We start from the raw sequence: 17,374 nt of genomic DNA, 5'->3' as shown, positions 1-17,374 counted from the left end.
ATCCATTGGATAAATGATTAACAAATCAATAGCCTAAAGTCCAAAGTTATTATGAATTTATTACGTAAGTTATTTCGTTTTTAAATGGGGGAAAGCGACATGGAAACCATCGTAATTACTGTGATTTTCGCTATTTGTGTCTTGTTTGAATGGGCCAGTGGAAATTATCGCTCAGGTAAACTTAGTTCTACTGACCTAAAGATGGCCGTTATATGTACTGCAGGCATTTCTTTAATTCAAAGGCCACTTGTGATGACGATAATTTTTGCACTTTGTGGGTTCTTGTTAGCGCCTTACCAAGGTGTTTTATCACCTTTTGAAGAGCGATACTTCTGGTGGGCTTTAGTTGCATTTGTCATGTTAGAAGAATTCTTCCACGGTGTCGGTCATTGGTTCTCTCACAGTAGAACACCAAAAAATAAAATTTTAAAAGCGTTACATAAAATATTTCGAACCGCCCATAGGCCACATCATTTAATTGGCAATGACGACGAAAAAGCTCAAATTACTGTTGGCCAAACGTTCGTTGAAGGATGGACGTATTGGTTAGTCATGCCAAATATTTGGTTCAGTTTTATCGCCTTGTATTTAGGATTGGTTGAAGTGTTTTTATACGGCATGATTTTTAAAGGCGCATGGGCACTGCATGTCCACACTAACTGGCATTATGATTTGTACTTCCTAAACCATAAAAATGCCATTGTTCGCAAGGTGGCGTATGCGTTGGCTCATGTTTTTACATTTCCAACAACCCACCATCAGCACCATAGCAGAGGGCCAAATTCAGCCAAAAATCTACACAACTTTTTAGCGCTCTATGATTGGCTGATTTACGGTACTTTAAAAATAGAAAAAAGCGCCCCTAGCCGATACGGCTGGCGTCAAAAAGACAAAGAAAAAGGCTCTGCTTGGTATAGGTTTAGCCGTACTTTTGAGTGATAACCTGATAATAAAAATACAAAATAAGAAGGTGGATACTATGAAAAAATGGCAATGTATTGTCTGTGGTTGGGAATATGATGAAGCTGAGGGAGCACCAGAAGAGGGTCTTGAGCCAGGTACGCGATGGGAAGATATTCCCGATGACTGGGAGTGCCCAGATTGCGGTGTAGGAAAAGACGAATTTGAAATGGTTGAGGTCTAATCTATGATGCCCAACGATAACTCTCGAGCATTTGATATTATCATTATTGGCTCAGGGCTTGCTGGTTACACATTTGCTAAAGAATTTCGTAAATTAAACTCTAGTCAATCAATGCTAATTGTCACGGCTGATGATGGACATTATTACAGTAAACCTGCGCTCTCGACGGGATTAACCAAGAGAAAAAGTGCAGAAGATTTATCAATAGCTGACGAAAAGTCGATGGCTACTCAGTTAAACGCACAACTCTTAACTTTTTCTAGAGTGTCGCAGATTAATCCTGATGGGCACTACATTTTGATTGATCAAACGCGCTACTCTTTTCAAAAATTGGTACTTGCGACGGGCGCTTCTTGTAACAGCCTTGAAATTCCTGGATTCCAAGCAAAAAAGGTCATGTCAATTAATGATTTGTCCGACTACAGAGTTTTTAGGGAACACTTAAAGCCCAATCAGCGTATAGCGATTATGGGCGCGGGTTTAATCGGGTGTGAATATGCAAATGACTTACTTGCCCATGATTGTGAACTAACGATTATTGAGCCAGCAAAAACAGCATTACATGGTTTGGCGCCAGAGCTTGCGGGTAATGCTTTGGTGCAAGGATTAAAGGAAGCGGGCACAACATTGTATTTTGGTGACTATGTGACTGAGATTATGGAAACGCCCGGTGCACTAATTGTTAAGTTAGCAAGCGGAAAAGAACTAGAAGTTGATTTGGTTTTATCTGCTGTTGGATTGATACCTAATGTTGGCTTGGCAAGTGACGCTGGAATCAATTGTGAGCGTGGCATTATTGTAAATCGTGACTTAGAAACATCCAAAAAGAATATCTATGCGTTGGGCGATTGTGCACAAATTGAGGGTAAGGTAATGCCTTATGTACTGCCTTTAATGGCTTGTTCGCGCTCCCTTGCTGCAACACTTGCAGGGAATCCTTCAACGGTTTCATTTGGTGTTATGCCAGTAATAACCAAAACGCCCGTTTGCCCTGTTGTTGTATATCCTCCTACTAATGATAATGGTAGCTGGGAGTTTGAGGGGGATGGTAAAAACATCAAAGGACTCTTTAGGCAGGATGACAAGAACATCGCTGGCTTTGTGCTTACAGGTGATTACGTTGCCGAAAAGCAAGCCCTTGTTAAGCAGGCTGTGCCTATTCATACTCGTTAAATTATATCGCTCGAACGCTTACGTTCTGATGTGAAACCTTTCTATTGGCGTTAGGGCTAGCTGCTAGTCTTAACGTCAACCTTTCGCTACTGTGTTATACACGGCTATCTTTTTAATTGCAGTCTTTACCTCTCAATAGTTAGCCATCACTGCCACCCTAATCCTTCAAAATACAAAGTATCTTCTACTGCCAAAATATCTCTCATTTTTGGCTTTTATCAGTGATTGATTTGCCGTAAGACCAATAGGTAAGGTAGGTATTCTGTTTGTTAACTGCGGTGCAACATTTTATTAATTAGTTGCTAACGAATTCGTTGTATTAATCTGTTGTGATTGATTTAAAGATGTTTGGTGTTGGTGACAATGGCTAATGCAAATAAACCCGAGTATGACTACATAATCGTTGGCAGTGGATTTGGCGGTTCTGTCAGTGCCCTTCGACTCAGTCAAAAAGGTTACAAAGTTTTAGTCGAGTATAAGAAATATTAACGCTATGTACTACCCACTGTGTCAGCTGTATTTAAGGCCAGTTGCACGTGTGTCAAATGGGTACTTTTCAGGAATCAGTGAAGTAGTTGTCATCAAGATAGACGCAATATAACTGGTCTTGGGTACTGAAATCCGCAATGAGATATGTGAAAGCCCTTACCTCAACATGTTGCATGTTCAAGTGATGGTCTGTTTTTTGTGCTTCATGCGCCAAAATCGAAGTCGCGTTGAATGATGTAGTCACTGAATGAGGCTGTGGCTGGTGGAGCTCGAAGTGGCGGCATTAGAGAATCGTTTTTTGCTTCAAGAAGAGTCTGCTTGTCAAGGTGCGCCAAAATCTTATGGATAACAGCCGGATCCGTAATACAAGTAATAATTTTGACGTTGGTTTTTTCACAAGCCTCACAGACTGTGATGTCAATATTGAATACTCTTTTTAACCTTTGTGCCCACGACATGCTTCGCGCATGGTATGGTTTATCTGAATCTTTCAGATGCTCTGCTAAGCGAGGGCTATTCTTACCGCGTTGTGAAGCCGTTACCTCGGCACGCACCTTAGCATTGGGAGCAAACACGCCATAAAACCTCGTAAGGTTTAGCCTCGGCACTGGCACCAGTGCCGCGAGCTTGCCTATGAAATCCAAGGGAGTAAAAAAGACATGTGTGGTACCGTCTTGATAGGGAGTTTTCAGTTGATATCTTACTTTTCCTGAATCGGTTAGACTCAATCGTTGCTCGCTTAACGCTGGCCTTGAGATATATCTGCATAGCCTTTCCAGTTTGTCAGTTTGATGGCTGTCTGCAAACACCCCAGCGTGTAAGCTAAAACCGTTTATTTGAGCTAATTGACCGTAATGTTGTTCGTCTTTGGCAGGTAAGGTTTGCAAGGCAAAGACTTTTTTGCCTGTATCTGGTCCTACAGCAATGCGGTAATTGACAGAGGCTGCTTGCAAGGGCAGTAAACTATCTTCGTCATCCATGGGTAAATCGAGAAATGTGTTGTCCATATCCCGTTGAACGAGCCCGGCCTTCTCCAAGTAGGTCGCGATGCGATGGCTAATGACATTCACGAGGGTTTCCATATCATTGTGGTTTGGTGCTTTAACGCACTTGAATTTGGACTGTCCACACTCCTGAGTGATAACGCCTTCCAAAAAGAGCATGTGAAAGTGAATATTGAGATTCAGTGCACTACCAAATCGCTGAATGTAAGTCACCGCTCCTGTGTTTGCTTGCTTCTTAAGATACCCAGCCCGATGCACAATATCGCAAGAAATAGCACGATGAATGATTTGCATGATTTTACTTAAGTGTTTGGGATACCTAGCTAGAAGTAGACGAAGCGGGATGGGTAAACTCAATACCCATTGGCGTACAGGGTAACCGTGAAGAACATCTTCAACTAACAACTTGGCACTTTCTGCCATCCTTCTTGCACCGCAACTTGGGCAAAATCCCCTGCGTTTGCAGCTGAACGCCAGCAGTTTCTCATGCTTGCAGTCGTCACAAACTACACGCAAAAAACCATGCTCAAGCCGACCACACCTAAGAAACTCTTCTAAACTCTTTTACCACATGAAGTGGTAACGACTTCCCTTTTGTGAAAGCTGCTTCTGAAATTCTGGGTAGTGGCGTTCGACCAATTGATACAGTAACGTCTGCTCTGGACGATGTCGTTTATAGGTATGAGAGTGAGTTACTAGCAATGGCGCCTTTATCTTGAATTGGCATCACAGTGTGTATATGATTTTAATGTAAATCTACTGATCAATAGGGTGGGAAATTTATAGTCTCAAGGTCCGAAAAACGTACAGAGCAGCCCGAGAGGCCTCATACCAGGATGTCCGGTTTTGACCAATACATGTACCGACATAGCCGTTCCAGTTTCTCAGATTCGTGGCTGTCAGCAAACTCCCTAACAAGTAAGCTAAAACCGCCTATTTGAGCTAAATGACCATAGTTATCATCGTCTTTTTCGGGCAAGGTTTGCAAGGCAAGTACTATTTTGTCCTTATCTGGCCCTACAGCAATACGGCAACTGATTGAAGCTGATTGCAAGGGCAATAAACAATCTTCATCATCCATGGGTAAATCGAGAAACGTGTTATCCATATCACCTGTCCTCTCTTGTTTACCGAAAACTGAATTGCGGATTAACCAAATTGCCCAAGCTTAGCCCCGTATTCCTGTATATAGATGTAAATAACCGGCATTGCTTGCCGGTTATACTCGTCCTTTTGTAAAGCTAGCACATACTTGTACTTCTTACCTTACAACCGCGCGCGGGTCATCCCTATAAGTGCACTTTCCAACGTTTTCATTTCTTCACTGTCGCAAGCATATCGTTGCATAGTCGTTGCGACGCCTCGCAGGTTGTCACTCATTGTGAATAAAGACTTTTGTGCGTCTGCGGAAATCATACCAGACGCGCCATAAATATTTGCCAGCGCATCAACGTTATTAGCATTGGTCCCTTCACCTAATTGCTTGAATATATCGGCATGTCGCCTGGCAATCGTATAGTGGTAGGTTTGAGTGTAGGTATTGCGGTATACCTCTTCCCCCATAACGGTTCGAGTTATATCATCCCATACTTCAGTACGCGTAAATTCGACGGGGTTGGGGCCTAAGCATTTGGCTGCCAGGTGCTCATATGACACGATAAAAAATCCGGTCATTGCCGTACTCATGCTAATACCCTTTAAACTATCCCGCATTTCTTGCTTTATGGCCTGTGGATCACTCTGCCTGCCCATAAAAAGTGATGTTATGCATGTCATCAATCGTATCTTCATGCTCCCACCGTTTCATCTTTCTTGGCTCTATCTTAGAACGAGTACACTTACTACGGATACTGCAATCTCTACATGCGATATGGTCAACATAGACCTTTAATTTCATACCGTTGTCCATGGTACTGCGCCTGTATGGCAGTATGTTACCTGCGGGGCAAGTATACTCATCGGTCTCTTTATTGTATTCAAATAGTGCTTTATCAAATATTCCTGCTTTTTCAAAGTTTGTTGTATCGCTTTTAGGGACTAGCATTTCAGCACCTGTATCCAGTACGTTTTTAATATCAACGCGGCTGTAATATCCTTTATCAGCCAAGAAGGTAATATTGTTCGTCTTTAGAGTTTCTTGCACTTTACTGGCAACCGCATGAAGCTGACCTTTATCGGGTGTTTGGGTCACTTCGTGGCTGATAATTAAGTGGTGTTTACTATCTACCGCCGATTGTACGTTGTAGCAAGCTTGCCTTGCCGTATTGCTGGTCTTCATCAATCTTGAGTCGGGGTCAGTCATTGACAACTGTTTATCGGGATGCTCGTTTACTTGTATTTCAATGTCAGCCAACTCTGCTAACCTATTTTTCATCCATGCTACTTTTTCATGCATGACCGTGACATCTTCATCAGAGATTTCTTGCTTATCTTTGTCCGCTAAAACCGCTAGATAATGGGCAATGCTCTTATCGAATCTATCAATCAAGTCCTTGGCTCTTTTTGGTGTATAGGTTTTTTGTTTGTTATTCACCGCTTTGAATTTGCTGCCATCAATGGCAACAACAGCATCGGTAAACATATTCATTTCTCGGCATAGTTGCACGAACTGACGACATGAATTCTTAATACCTTTACCGTTGTCTTTTCTAAAGTCTGCGATGGTTTTGAAGTCAGGTTGTAAACGCTCAAGTAACCACATTAGCTCTACATTGCGATGGGTTTCTTTTTCTAATCGGCGAGATGACTGAATACGATTCAAATAGCCATAAATATAAAGTTTGAGCATTGTGCCTGGATGATAGCAAGGTCGGCCAGTCGCTTTGGTTTCGACTTTTTCGAACCCTAGTGACGCTAAATCTAAACTATCAACGAAGACATCGATAACGCGTATTGGATTCTCATCCGTGACGAAGTCGTCTAATGCTTCTGGAAACAAGGTGGCTTGGGTTCTAGATTGGCCTTTTATATGATGGGACATTAGCGGTAATCTCCTGCTTTGGCTTACCGCTTTATTATACTAAATACCATGGTGAACTTGGATCGGCTGCTAAGACTGTTTGATCATAAGAACAGCCTACTTAGTTCAAAAGGTGATCAAAACGGAGTTTTCACACAGGCTGGGCGTGAACCGGACGTTCAGCCAGTCGTAAATTGAGCGTGTTTTTGCCACACTTGTCAGTACACCATTTAGGGATGAACGAATGTGCTGGCAACACAACAAAGTGAAATATATAAACGCCATCGACCAGAAACAACGTTACTCTATCAATTGGTTGAACGTTACTACCCAGAGTTTAACGCCAATTTAGCTGACCAAGGTAAGTATTTACCCAAATATGTTGAGCGTGAGTTTGATGAGTTCTTGCGTTGTGGTCGACTAGAGCACGGCTTTTTACGCGTGGTATGTGGCGACTGCAAGCATGAGAAGTTAGTCGCTTTTAGCTGTAAACGCAGAGGTTTCTGTCCTAGCTGCGGAGCCAGAAGAATGGCAGAAAGTGCAGCGCTTCTTGTAGATGATGTATTACTTGGTTATCCAATTCGCCAGTGGGTATTGAGTTTACCCATTCCGCTTCGATTGCTTCTAGCAAGGTACCCAAGTGAACTGAGCAAAGTGATGCAAATCATTCACCGCGCCATTTCCACGCACATTGTGAACAAAGCAGGCTTTACCAACAGACAAGCGAAAACTGGGGCAGTTACCCTGATTCAGCGATTTGGTAGCGCCCTTAATCTAAATATCCATTTCCACATGTTGTCTCTTAGAAGGCGTGATTAGCGAAAATCCATGGGGTGGCACGACATTTACCCGCATTAAAGCACCTTCTCATAGCGACATGGTCGAACTAGTTCACACCATCAGTCATCGCATCGCTCTATATCTTGAGAAAGTAGGTTTGGTTGAGCGTGATATGGAAAACAGTTTTCTCAACTTGCCTGTTGATGATGAAGATAGCCTCCTCCATTTGCAAGGTGCTTCCGTCAGCTATCGCATAGCGATGGGTCCTCAACAAGGGCAAAAGGTGTTTACACTACATACACTCCCTGCAAGCAGTGACGGTGAATATGGTCAGTTGGCTAACACCTCCGGCTTTTCCTTACATGCAGGGGTCTTCGCTAATGCCGATGAGCCAGATAAGTTAGAAAGGTTATGCCGCTACATCAGTCGCCCAGCTATTAGTGAGCAACGTTTAAGTATGACTGACCATGGAAAGGTGCGCTATGAATTGAAGACGCCTTATAGAGATGGTACTACACACGTGTTCTTTGACCCTATCGACTTTATTGGCAAACTAGCCGCTCTCATTCCGCCGCCAAGACTTAACCTCACCCGATTTTTCGGCGTATTCGCCCCTAACAGCAATCTTCGTGCACAAGTCACTGCATCACAACGCGGTAAGAACAGCCCTAGACTCGTCAATATAGAGGACGGACATTCGGATAAACCTTACCATGCGCGAGCTATGACGTGGGCCCAGCGCTTAAGGCGAGTATTCAATATTGACATCACTGAATGCGAAAAATGTGAAAAACACAATGTAAGCATCATCGCTTGCATAATAGATATCCACATTATTCAAAAAATACTGAAGCATTTAGATAAAAAGTACCCAACTTCTAAACAAACAAAACTGTTGCCACATTTGCGTGCGCCACCTGATGAACAATACGGAAACGATTTCACTATTCAACGTGACTTCAATTTTGGGGCGTAGGCTCCATTTACTGTTGCAAGAGTAAAGAAAAACACTAGTAAATGGTGGGGCTATTCGCGCTTCAATTCCTCATGTCCTTTACCAAAGGCCTGTCTACGCATGAAATGCTAAACTAACACGCCATAAAACACTCCCACAATTCGATATTTCAACAAACCAATCTAGTCATAAAGACAGCTGTCACAGGGGGTAGCAAATAGCTTTAATCCGCCTTATACTCCTGGAAATAATAGCCAATGAACGAAACAACATCTTCAATAAATACAAATTTTGACAAGCCAAGCTCCCAACCCGCGTTTTATATCCCTCATGGTGGTGGCCCGTGTTTCTTCATGGATTGGGAACCAAGCAATCTTTGGAACGGAATGGAGGCTTTTTTAAAAAGCATTGATACACGTTTACCAGAGCACCCAAAAGCCATTTTGCTAATTAGTGCACATTGGCAAGAAGCAAATTTTAGTGTTACCACAAACCCTGAACCTGCTTTAATTTATGACTACTATGGTTTTCCAGAGCACACTTATAAATTGAAATATCCCGCTAAGGGCGCACCGGCATTGGCCAAACGTATTGTTTCGTTACTCAGAACTGCGGGCTTAAGTAGTCAAGAAGACGCCATCAGAGGCTTTGACCACGGTATGTTTATTCCATTAATGTTGATGTTTCCTAAGGCCGATATTCCCGTCGTACAACTTTCTTTGCGAAATGATCTCAATCCTCAAGCTCACATTAAGGCTGGCCAAGCGCTAGCTCATTTGAGGGAGGAGGGAATACTAATAGTGGGTAGCGGAATGAGTTTTCATAACATGGCCGCTTATGGTAATTCTAAATATAGTGCAGCCTCGAAAGAATTTGATACTTGGCTAACGACGACAGTAGAAGCGTCTATTCCCAAGATGAAAGCTGAACTGGCATTATGGTATGAAGCCCCAAGCGCCCTTGACAGCCACCCATTAGGCAGCGAAGAGCACCTCATTCCTTTAATGGTTGTAGCTGGGACGGCACGTAAAGAGCGGGGTCGTAAAGTGTATTCTGAACAAATATATACCAATCAGGTGTCGGCTTTTATGTTTAAGTAGCGAATCTAGGGCAAAGTCAACTATGCCCTAGGTTTTGTTCGACTATACGTTTTACTAGGGGTAGAAATATTAAACCAAAATGGAAAGTCTTCTAGCATTTGCAGTATCGATGCAAAGGCTTTGATATCTCCCTCAAATGCGATCGCCCCACTTTCCACCAATTCTGGAAACGACTTTGCTTTAATTAACATTAAATTTAGATCACTCCTATTCATTACAACAGATACATGCGCGTTTTCTGCTTTAATCCCCTCAATATTATTGAGATGTGCATTTTTTAATTCTAGAAAAAATGATTCACGGTTGTCAGGGAAACTAATATTTATCTTTAGATGTTTTCCAAGTGCTTTTTTTGTATCTAAACGTACACCCAAATAATCAAATATTAATTCAGAGCTCATTGCTGCAATAATATCCGGCCCCACTTTTGTGGCATCAATTTTATCTGGTAGACCATGTCTTAACTCATATGCACCCGTTAAATAAGTATTACGCCACCCCGCACTTTCAGCCTGATAGCCCATTTGTTCAAAAATATTGGCTTGTAATAGTCGAGCTTTCTCGTGCTGAGGCTGTGCGAAAATAAGCTTATCTAACAATTCGGCAGCCCAGCGATAGTCACCCTCATCATGCGCTTTTTGCGCTAAATCGATAATTTTTTGAGGCCCACCCATAGCGGCGACATATTTAGGAGCAGAGTCGGCAGGACTGAGCTTGTTAAGATTAGCTGGGTTCATATCAAAGAAACCTAGATACCTATTTAATACGCCTCGAACATTGTGTGAATATGAGCCGTGGTACCCTCTGTTATACCATTCATGAGCTAGCACATCAGGTACTTCAAGCTCATTGTGTATTTCATTAATTGTTACACCTTTGTTAGCTAAGTTGAGTGTTTTGTCATGTAAATAACCATATAAATCACGTTGCTTTTCAAGTACCTGTAACAGGTACTCATTACCCCATCGGGGCCAACTGTGTGAAGCAAACATTACCTCAGCATTTTTTGCATAGTTGTGGATTAGTTGATTGATGTACTTACTCCACCCTTGCGCGTCTCTCACTGCCGCGCCACGTAGAGTATATATATTGTGCATGGCACCAATTACATTCTCAGCGGTCCATAAGGCTTTAAATTGTGGAAAGTAGGTGTTCATTTCTGACGGAGACTCTGTGTCAGGTGTGTTTTGAAACACCATCTCAATACCATCAATTACCACTGTTTCCTCATCGTCTTCAATAATACGAGAAGGAGCAACAAGGCCAATTAATCCGCTTGATAAGCCTTTTCCTATCGCTGCGTCTACTAAACCAAATTCTGATTTTTCTAACACATTGCCATATTGATAGCTTGCTCTACGTGTCATTGCGTTACCGGCTAGCACGTTTTCTTTTATGGCATGTTCCATAAAGTCGCGAGGTGCGAGTACTTGCACCTCACCACGTTCAACTTGCTCTTGTGAAATAATACCAGTAACTCCGCCAAAGTGGTCGGCATGCGCATGACTATAAACAACCGCCTTTATTGGAAATTCACCTAATTCTTGTGTAACTAAAGCAAAAGCAGCCTTTGCAGTGGCTGGGGTAACTAATGAATCGAATACAATCCAACCCGTGTTGCCTTTAATAAAGGTCATGTTAGCTAAATCGTAGCCACGAACTTGATAGATGCGTTCACTCACCTCAAATAAGCCGTATTGCATATTTAAACGAGCTTGGCGCTCTAAAGAAGGGTTAATACTATCGTGATAATTTTCAGCAAAAAGAAAATCATAATTACCAAGTTCCCAAACGACTTTTCCTGAGTTATCTTTAATTTCAACTTTTTTAGGGCGTTTAATTAGGCCTTTTTCGGCCAGCTCGAAATCTTTCTTATTTGAAAATGGCAGGGCTTCTTTTATTGTTTGTTGATGCTTTAAGGTAGCAAGAGAAGCTGGTTTAGTGTCACGCTCGTTTGCGCCTACATGAACACTGTGACAGGCGGTCAAAATAATTATTAGCTTAAGAATTTTCATTGGTTTGCCTCAATGTAGCATGGCTCCAAAATAGGAGCCATATAATATTGTTTTACTAGACGTTTAGCGGCCTAAACGACGAAGTGCTGATGAAGAGAAATCTCGACGGTCGGCTTTTTTCCCCACGTCATAAAGCGTGGTTCCTCATTCGCTAAACCAGTCACCAAGTAGCGTCCTGAATTAAGGTCATAAAGTGTTTCTGCAACCATCCACGGCGTATCTACATCATAAAACATTATGTTGTTTGCTTCTGAGATGCGCCATAAATCGCCACGCCCGTCATAATGATCAATAATCGATGCACCCCACGTGTCTTCATCAATATAAAAGACGCGTTTTGCATAGATATGTCTTGCGTCATCTTTTACTGTTGCTTCAACTACCCAAGCTCTATGTAATTCATAACGTAAAAAATCGGGGTTTAAATGGCCCTCTTTAACAATGTCTTTGTAGCTTGCGCTGGTGTCCAGTAATGAATAAGAATTGTAGGGCATGTATACTTCTTTTTTCCCTAATAGCTTCCACGTGTAGCGATCTGGTGCACCGTTATACATGTCATAGTTGTCGGTGGTTCTTAGACCATCGGTACCAGCCGCTGGACCATCGTATGCTACGTTAGGAGCACGACGAACTCTTCGCTGACCTGCATTGTACACCCATGCTCGGCGAGCCTCTTTAACTTGGTCTATGGTGTCGTGTACAAGCAAAGCGGTACCGGTTAATCGGGCTGGGGATGTAATAACTTGCAGGTAGTAGAACAACACATTATCGTCTTCTGCCTCTCGCCCAGAAGATAAAAACTCAGGCCAAACAAGTTGGTCATTGAGTTTCACTTCAACAAAACTACCGTCACTTTGAACCGGTATAGCAGAAAACATGCGTTCAGCCGAGCCCCCACGATAGCGCGTAATATGATTCCAAATGATTTCTAGCGCATTTGACGGAATAGGAAATGGAATGGTTGTGTCAAAACCACTTAGGCCGTTTCCACCTTGAACTAATTCTGCTGTTACCGCATTTTTTGCAACAAGATCATACATTTTATCTGGATAAGCAGCCGTTCGACGGGTTTCATAAACTGGCATTTTGTAACTAGGGTATTTCTTAAACATAGCAATTTGGCCAGCACTCAAATTATCTTTGTACTCGTCTACATTACTACTGTCGATGATGAATTTGGGCTTGTCATCGGAAAATGGATTATCAGGACGCCCTGGATCTTTGCTTTTTAGTCCACTTTTTGAATTCAAACCCCCTGTCCAAGCTGGAATTGTACCAGCTTCATTCCCTTGCATTTCTGCCCCTAAAGGTGTGAGTGTTGTACCCAGTTTTGCTGCCTCTTCAGGAGTCACCTTTGCCATTACCGACGCTGAAAGAAATGACAAAGATAATGTACCTACAATAAGTAATTTATTTTTCATGTTATGACTCCTTAATTAATATGAAATGCCGAAATTTAGAGACATAAAGTCTTTGTCTTCTAATATGTTATGACTACCGCCGCTAAACGCTCGATACCCAATGGTCATGCTGTATTTTTGTTGGTAAAGAGCCTCAAGCGATACGCCGAAAGACTTTTTCCCTTCGTGGAATTGTTGGCCAGGATCAGGCGAGTACCCGTCTACATCGTGTTGCCAATCGATAGTTGGTTTTAAACTAATACCACCAATTACGTTCTGGTAGTCTAGTACGCCGCGTATTCTATAACCCCAAGCGGTATCAGTGACAAAACCATCTTGAGCACAATCGCCGCCTATTGCACCTGCTGCAACAAGGTTAGTACAATTAATACCGTTACCAACATCAAAGTCACCCAAACCAAATACAGAGTTTCGACCATATTTTTGGTCTGAATCTTCAGCACCATCGGTTAAAATCATTCCAGCTTCAGCGATAACGGTAAGTCTAGATGCACCTAAAACGCGCTCAAAGAACTGCAAAGCTGTAACTTGAATCTGCGTTACATCGAGCTCGTCATAACCTAAAACTTCCTCTCCATAACCCACTTCTGCTATTCGCGAAGTATAGCGGAAGAAAGGTTGTTCTGAGAGCACACCATTGAGTAATTCTGGACCACTAATTTGAACAGGCGTATCGGGTTTGTAAGATACTTCTCCAGATACGGCAACTCCGCCAAGGTTCGTGGCAAAGCTAGCGCCAAAGTATTTGAGATCTTCTGGGAACACAATTCTATATTGAGGGTTGAGTGCTGATAACACGCCGCCTGTTGGATCTAAGGCTGCTGGCACAAATACACTCGTTACGCCAGGAACGGAAAGTGTTTTAGTGCGTATTGCATTAATTAGCGGTAAACGCGAATGAATATTCATATAGTATAAACCAAACTCAGTGTCGTTCAGCTCTGCGGCATAGTAACGTAATGCCAAACCAAATTGGTTACCGTCCTCAGCTTCATCATCGGCATAACGCTGTGCGAAGAAACCACCTTGCAAAGCTTGTTGATCGGGAACGGCAATTGTTACCGCAAAACAACCATCAGCCGCAAAGTCTGCACCAGAAAAGTAGGTACCACAGCCATCAATTTGGGTTTTTTCCCATTCATACTGATAAAATAGCTCTAAGTTTAAGTTTTCTGTTATGCCCGAATTAATGTAGGCCATACCAACAGGTAAGAGGCCTTCTTTCAGTTCCGCGCCAGGGCGCCGCAATGCATTCACGTCAAATGGGTTAGTAGAGTTTAACCCGCCTTGTATAAAAGTGCTCTCGCCCCAGCTAATAACTTGTCTACCCAATCTAAATTCGACAGGAGCATCACCAATATCAAAATTGGTATAAAAGTACGCATCCATTAGCTCTATGCCAGAGAATTTCGCAAAATCAGCAAAGTTGTCATCGTTTAAAGGCGCCCCTGGTGTATAATCATTTGGGGAATGCCCATGAGCTCGTGATTCATCTTTCAATTCTTTATCGTACCAATATTTGACGCGAGCAAATAAGCCCCAATTGTCTTTTGACAATTGAATATCATGTACACCTTTGATGATTTTTGAGAAGGTCTCATTTTTTTTGAAATTTAGGTTGCCGTCATCGGTGGTTGTCGTTGCGCCTATTCCACCGTTTAATGCACCAACAAAACGTTCGTTGGGATCTTTCAAACGCCAACTAGCACCTATTGTTAGTTGTGAGGTAATTTGCAGATGATAGTCTTGGTTTTCTCCAAAATAGAAATCTGAGCTGTATGCATTGCCAGTTAAAAACGTGCTGCATATCAGCGACGCGAGTAGGGTTTTCTTTAATTTTATATTCACAGGGCTTCCTCAATACTGATTTTACAGTTTGTTTACAACTACAACGTATATTTAAATAAAGGAAAGTGATAAGCAATTTGTGCCAATTAATTGTCATTTCATGCAAAAAGCATATAATAATTTAAATCGTCAATTTATATAGGCTTCCAGTTTGCCCAATTATTACTCAGCACTTAGCGGTTTTTTGATCCCATTTTCTAGGGCAATGCAAAGTAATAACTTAGACTTTGAAAGTGAATGTAAAAACTGTGGAATTTCGTTAATTGAACTTAATAATTTAGAATCTCGACTCGCAGCCGATGAATTAGCTCGTTTGGTGCATTATTGTAATCAAAAATTGGGACGTCATGATTTTTCAATAGAGATTGCAAAAAACTTTCACCCATCAATGTTTCATGCTTTAGGGTATGCAATGATGTCTTCATTTTCTTTGCACGATGCTTTGGAGCGCCTTGCAAGATATAAACGCGTTGTATCAAATACCTGCACAATAAACGTCAGTGAAAGTAGTCAATCTTTATTATTTGAAATGCAGATTGCCAACTACCCTGATTCAAATAGACCTGTTCTTGAGGCCTGTTTGGTTGAAACATTTTTAGCCACTATTGTCACTTTCTCAAGAGAACTTGTTGGCAGTCGAATATCGCCCATTTTAGTAAAATTAACGGCTAAAAACCCTCCGCCTGGACAAGAGGATTATTTATCATCGTTTTTTTGTTGCAACGTTGAGTACGAATGTAAAAGTAATTCGCTTACTTTTAGCCGCGAAGTGGCAGACACAAAGTTAATGGTAGGAAATGCGTTAATCTCTCAAATGCATGAAAAAGTGCTAGATGAATTATTAAATAGAATAGATAAGGGGGATTTAATTTATTTGATAAAAAGCAAAATCTATGAAGATTTGCCCATGGGTGCACCGTCTCAAAATGACATTGCCAAACATTTAGGCATGAGCTTACGAAGCTTGCAGCGCAAGCTAGCTGGCAAAAACACAAATTACAAAGAACTATTAGATAACACTAGAAAAAAATTGGCTTTGGACTATATTCGTCAGCAACATATTGCGTTTAGCGAAATAGGATACTTAGTTGGCTTTTCGAGTGTCAGTAATTTCAACCGAGCCTTTAAACGTTGGACAAACAAAACCCCCAGCGAATACCGAAACCTAGACGGTGGTGAACACTAATTTTAGTTGCCTTAAGATAATTTCTCACACCTTAGGTATTCAATTACTCCCTTCCTTTACACAGCGGTTCTACACAAATGTGCTCGTTAAGATAAGCATTTGGCATGTAAAAACAAGACATAATCTATTTATTTGTTAAATTTGTGTTACTTAAACTTTAGTGTAGTTGGATTATCCTTTGAAAAAAATACTACTTGCGTGTGCTGCACTCACATATGGCACAGTTTGTTTAGCCGCAGATAAACTAGAACTATTAAACGAGCATGCGATAAAAAGTCAGCTAGCTAGTGAAAGCATTTTGCTCAATATTATGCAACATAATGAAAGTTTGATTGCAGTTGGGGAGCGTGGGCATATTATCGAGTGGGAAAACCCTAATAAGTGGTCCCAATTCTCTGTCCCAGTGAGTGTGACCATTACCGATGTTACCCAGCTAAAAAATGGTAACTTTGTGGCAGTTGGCCACGATGCAGCGATCTTACTGTTTAATCAAAATACAAAAAAATGGACTAAAGTGTTCGATGGTTACGATTTGACAAAGCTAGTGATTAGTTCGTTAGCTAAACAAATACTAGCACAAGAAGCTCGTTTGCAAGACCTACCCGAAGATGCTGATCGATATGAAGAAGAATATCGTTTAGAAGATTTAGAATATGCACACAAAGACGCTCAAACCGAATTAGATACAGGACCAAATAAACCACTATTGTCAGTAATAACGGCTGACAACGGGGATGTATTTGTGACCGGCGCGTACGGTGTTTTGCTACGCAGTAAAGATGAGGGACTAACGTGGGATTTAGTAAGCAATAAAATAGACAATATTGATAAATTTCATCTAAATTCGATAGTCAAAGATGTAGATGGTGCCTTGTACATTGTTGGTGAAAATGCGGTAGCAGCTCGTTCAAGCGATAATGGAAACACTTGGGAAAGCATGGAACTGCCTTACCATGGAAGTTTCTTTGGTGTTATAGCGTCACAAAACTCTAAACACTTAATTGCTTTCGGATTGCAAGGACACTTTGCCGTTTCAAACGATAGTGGGCTCAACTGGCGCTTGATAGAAAAGAAGCTTTCAAGCTCATTCTTAGGCGGTACCGTTAGCGACAAAGGCATAGCCTACTTAGTTGGGCACGGTGGCCTTGTGCTTAGTTTTCCCCTTGATAAGCCAAACCAGCAAACAATATATAAGCATCCATCGGGTGCTACTTTTTCTGCAGTCACGCTCGAAGGCAATAAACAGCTAGTGTTGGTTGGACAACAGGGTATTACTAGATGGAACTTAGGGAAATAAGGA

The 17,374-nt window shown here is 41.8% G+C and carries 11 protein-coding genes and 4 pseudogenes; 8 read left to right on the top strand and 7 right to left on the bottom strand.

What is annotated here, in order from left to right:
- Nucleotides 1–99 precede the first annotated feature (99 nt).
- The 4 genes from AC0L6H_RS04995 (at nt 100) to AC0L6H_RS04980 (ending at nt 2,806) form a co-directional block, all read left to right on the top strand.
- Complete coding sequence (locus AC0L6H_RS04995) at nt 100–939, top strand: sterol desaturase family protein (protein WP_473392955.1); 840 nt, start codon at nt 100–102, stop codon at nt 937–939.
- Nucleotides 940–979: 40 nt separating this feature from the next.
- Nucleotides 980–1,144 carry a rubredoxin gene (locus AC0L6H_RS04990; protein ID WP_473392954.1) on the top strand — a complete coding sequence of 55 codons (165 nt, stop codon included), beginning with the start codon at nt 980–982 and terminating at the stop codon, nt 1,142–1,144.
- 3 nt (nt 1,145–1,147) lie between these two features.
- The gene (locus tag AC0L6H_RS04985) at nt 1,148–2,317 is read left to right on the top strand and encodes an NAD(P)/FAD-dependent oxidoreductase (RefSeq protein WP_473392952.1); all 1,170 of its coding nucleotides are present in this window, start codon (nt 1,148–1,150) and stop codon (nt 2,315–2,317) included.
- 363 nt (nt 2,318–2,680) lie between these two features.
- Nucleotides 2,681–2,806, top strand: a complete 126-nt coding sequence (locus tag AC0L6H_RS04980) for an NAD(P)-binding protein (RefSeq protein ID WP_473392951.1) — start codon at nt 2,681–2,683, stop codon at nt 2,804–2,806.
- A 203-nt stretch (nt 2,807–3,009) separates the two neighbouring features.
- Here the strand turns inward: AC0L6H_RS04980 and AC0L6H_RS04975 are convergent.
- The 4 genes and pseudogenes from AC0L6H_RS04975 to AC0L6H_RS04960 all read right to left on the bottom strand — a co-directional run.
- A pseudogene (locus AC0L6H_RS04975) lies at nt 3,010–4,524 on the bottom strand (transposase).
- Between the two features lie 112 nt (nt 4,525–4,636).
- Nucleotides 4,637–4,918 carry a hypothetical protein gene (locus tag AC0L6H_RS04970; protein WP_020745568.1) on the bottom strand — a complete coding sequence of 94 codons (282 nt, stop codon included), beginning with the start codon at nt 4,916–4,918 and terminating at the stop codon, nt 4,637–4,639.
- A gap of 158 nt (nt 4,919–5,076) precedes the next feature.
- A complete protein-coding gene (locus tag AC0L6H_RS04965) occupies nt 5,077–5,496 on the bottom strand; it encodes a hypothetical protein (protein WP_473392950.1) in 420 nt (139 codons plus the stop codon).
- 82 nt (nt 5,497–5,578) lie between these two features.
- Nucleotides 5,579–6,790: pseudogene (locus AC0L6H_RS04960) on the bottom strand (IS1182 family transposase); the annotation flags it as partial.
- Nucleotides 6,791–7,015: 225 nt separating this feature from the next.
- On the opposite strand from AC0L6H_RS04960, the pseudogene AC0L6H_RS04955 reads away from it, so the two are divergent.
- Nucleotides 7,016–8,525 (top strand): annotated as a pseudogene (locus tag AC0L6H_RS04955) (transposase).
- Between the two features lie 236 nt (nt 8,526–8,761).
- Entirely contained in the window at nt 8,762–9,604 is an 843-nt protein-coding gene (locus tag AC0L6H_RS04950; RefSeq protein ID WP_412970811.1) for a DODA-type extradiol aromatic ring-opening family dioxygenase, read from the top strand.
- Nucleotides 9,605–9,624: 20 nt separating this feature from the next.
- On the opposite strand, the gene AC0L6H_RS04945 is transcribed toward AC0L6H_RS04950, so the two are convergent.
- From AC0L6H_RS04945 to AC0L6H_RS04935, 3 genes and pseudogenes are all read right to left on the bottom strand, one after another.
- Nucleotides 9,625–11,619 carry an alkyl/aryl-sulfatase gene (locus AC0L6H_RS04945; RefSeq protein WP_473392949.1) on the bottom strand — a complete coding sequence of 665 codons (1,995 nt, stop codon included), beginning with the start codon at nt 11,617–11,619 and terminating at the stop codon, nt 9,625–9,627.
- Nucleotides 11,620–11,682: 63 nt separating this feature from the next.
- Nucleotides 11,683–13,040: pseudogene (locus AC0L6H_RS04940) on the bottom strand (DUF1329 domain-containing protein).
- 15 nt (nt 13,041–13,055) lie between these two features.
- Nucleotides 13,056–14,888 carry a DUF1302 domain-containing protein gene (locus AC0L6H_RS04935; RefSeq protein ID WP_412970814.1) on the bottom strand — a complete coding sequence of 611 codons (1,833 nt, stop codon included), beginning with the start codon at nt 14,886–14,888 and terminating at the stop codon, nt 13,056–13,058.
- Between the two features lie 151 nt (nt 14,889–15,039).
- On the opposite strand from AC0L6H_RS04935, the gene AC0L6H_RS04930 reads away from it, so the two are divergent.
- Together AC0L6H_RS04930 and AC0L6H_RS04925 are read left to right on the top strand one after the other, a co-directional pair.
- Nucleotides 15,040–16,074 carry an AraC family transcriptional regulator gene (locus AC0L6H_RS04930; RefSeq protein ID WP_412970815.1) on the top strand — a complete coding sequence of 345 codons (1,035 nt, stop codon included), beginning with the start codon at nt 15,040–15,042 and terminating at the stop codon, nt 16,072–16,074.
- A 178-nt stretch (nt 16,075–16,252) separates the two neighbouring features.
- Nucleotides 16,253–17,371 carry a WD40/YVTN/BNR-like repeat-containing protein gene (locus tag AC0L6H_RS04925; RefSeq protein ID WP_412970816.1) on the top strand — a complete coding sequence of 373 codons (1,119 nt, stop codon included), beginning with the start codon at nt 16,253–16,255 and terminating at the stop codon, nt 17,369–17,371.
- Nucleotides 17,372–17,374 lie beyond the last annotated feature (3 nt).

The sequence above is a fragment of the Glaciecola sp. G7-5 genome (assembly GCF_055808975.1).
The sequence above is the reverse complement of the archived record's forward strand: the minus strand, read 5'-3'. Positions and strand labels throughout refer to the sequence as shown.

Bases quoted from the DNA above. Each gene is read 5' to 3' on its own strand.
- AC0L6H_RS04990 (WP_473392954.1), top strand. From the start codon at position 980: ATGAAAAAATGGCAATGTATTGTCTGTGGTTGGGAATATGATGAAGCT.
- AC0L6H_RS04950 (WP_412970811.1), top strand. From the start codon at position 8,762: ATGAACGAAACAACATCTTCAATAAATACAAATTTTGACAAGCCAAGC.
- AC0L6H_RS04965 (WP_473392950.1), bottom strand. From the start codon at position 5,496: ATGAGTACGGCAATGACCGGATTTTTTATCGTGTCATATGAGCACCTG.
- AC0L6H_RS04980 (WP_473392951.1), top strand. From the start codon at position 2,681: ATGGCTAATGCAAATAAACCCGAGTATGACTACATAATCGTTGGCAGT.
- AC0L6H_RS04995 (WP_473392955.1), top strand. From the start codon at position 100: ATGGAAACCATCGTAATTACTGTGATTTTCGCTATTTGTGTCTTGTTT.
- AC0L6H_RS04985 (WP_473392952.1), top strand. From the start codon at position 1,148: ATGATGCCCAACGATAACTCTCGAGCATTTGATATTATCATTATTGGC.
- AC0L6H_RS04970 (WP_020745568.1), bottom strand. From the start codon at position 4,918: ATGGATAACACGTTTCTCGATTTACCCATGGATGATGAAGATTGTTTA.
- AC0L6H_RS04945 (WP_473392949.1), bottom strand. From the start codon at position 11,619: ATGAAAATTCTTAAGCTAATAATTATTTTGACCGCCTGTCACAGTGTT.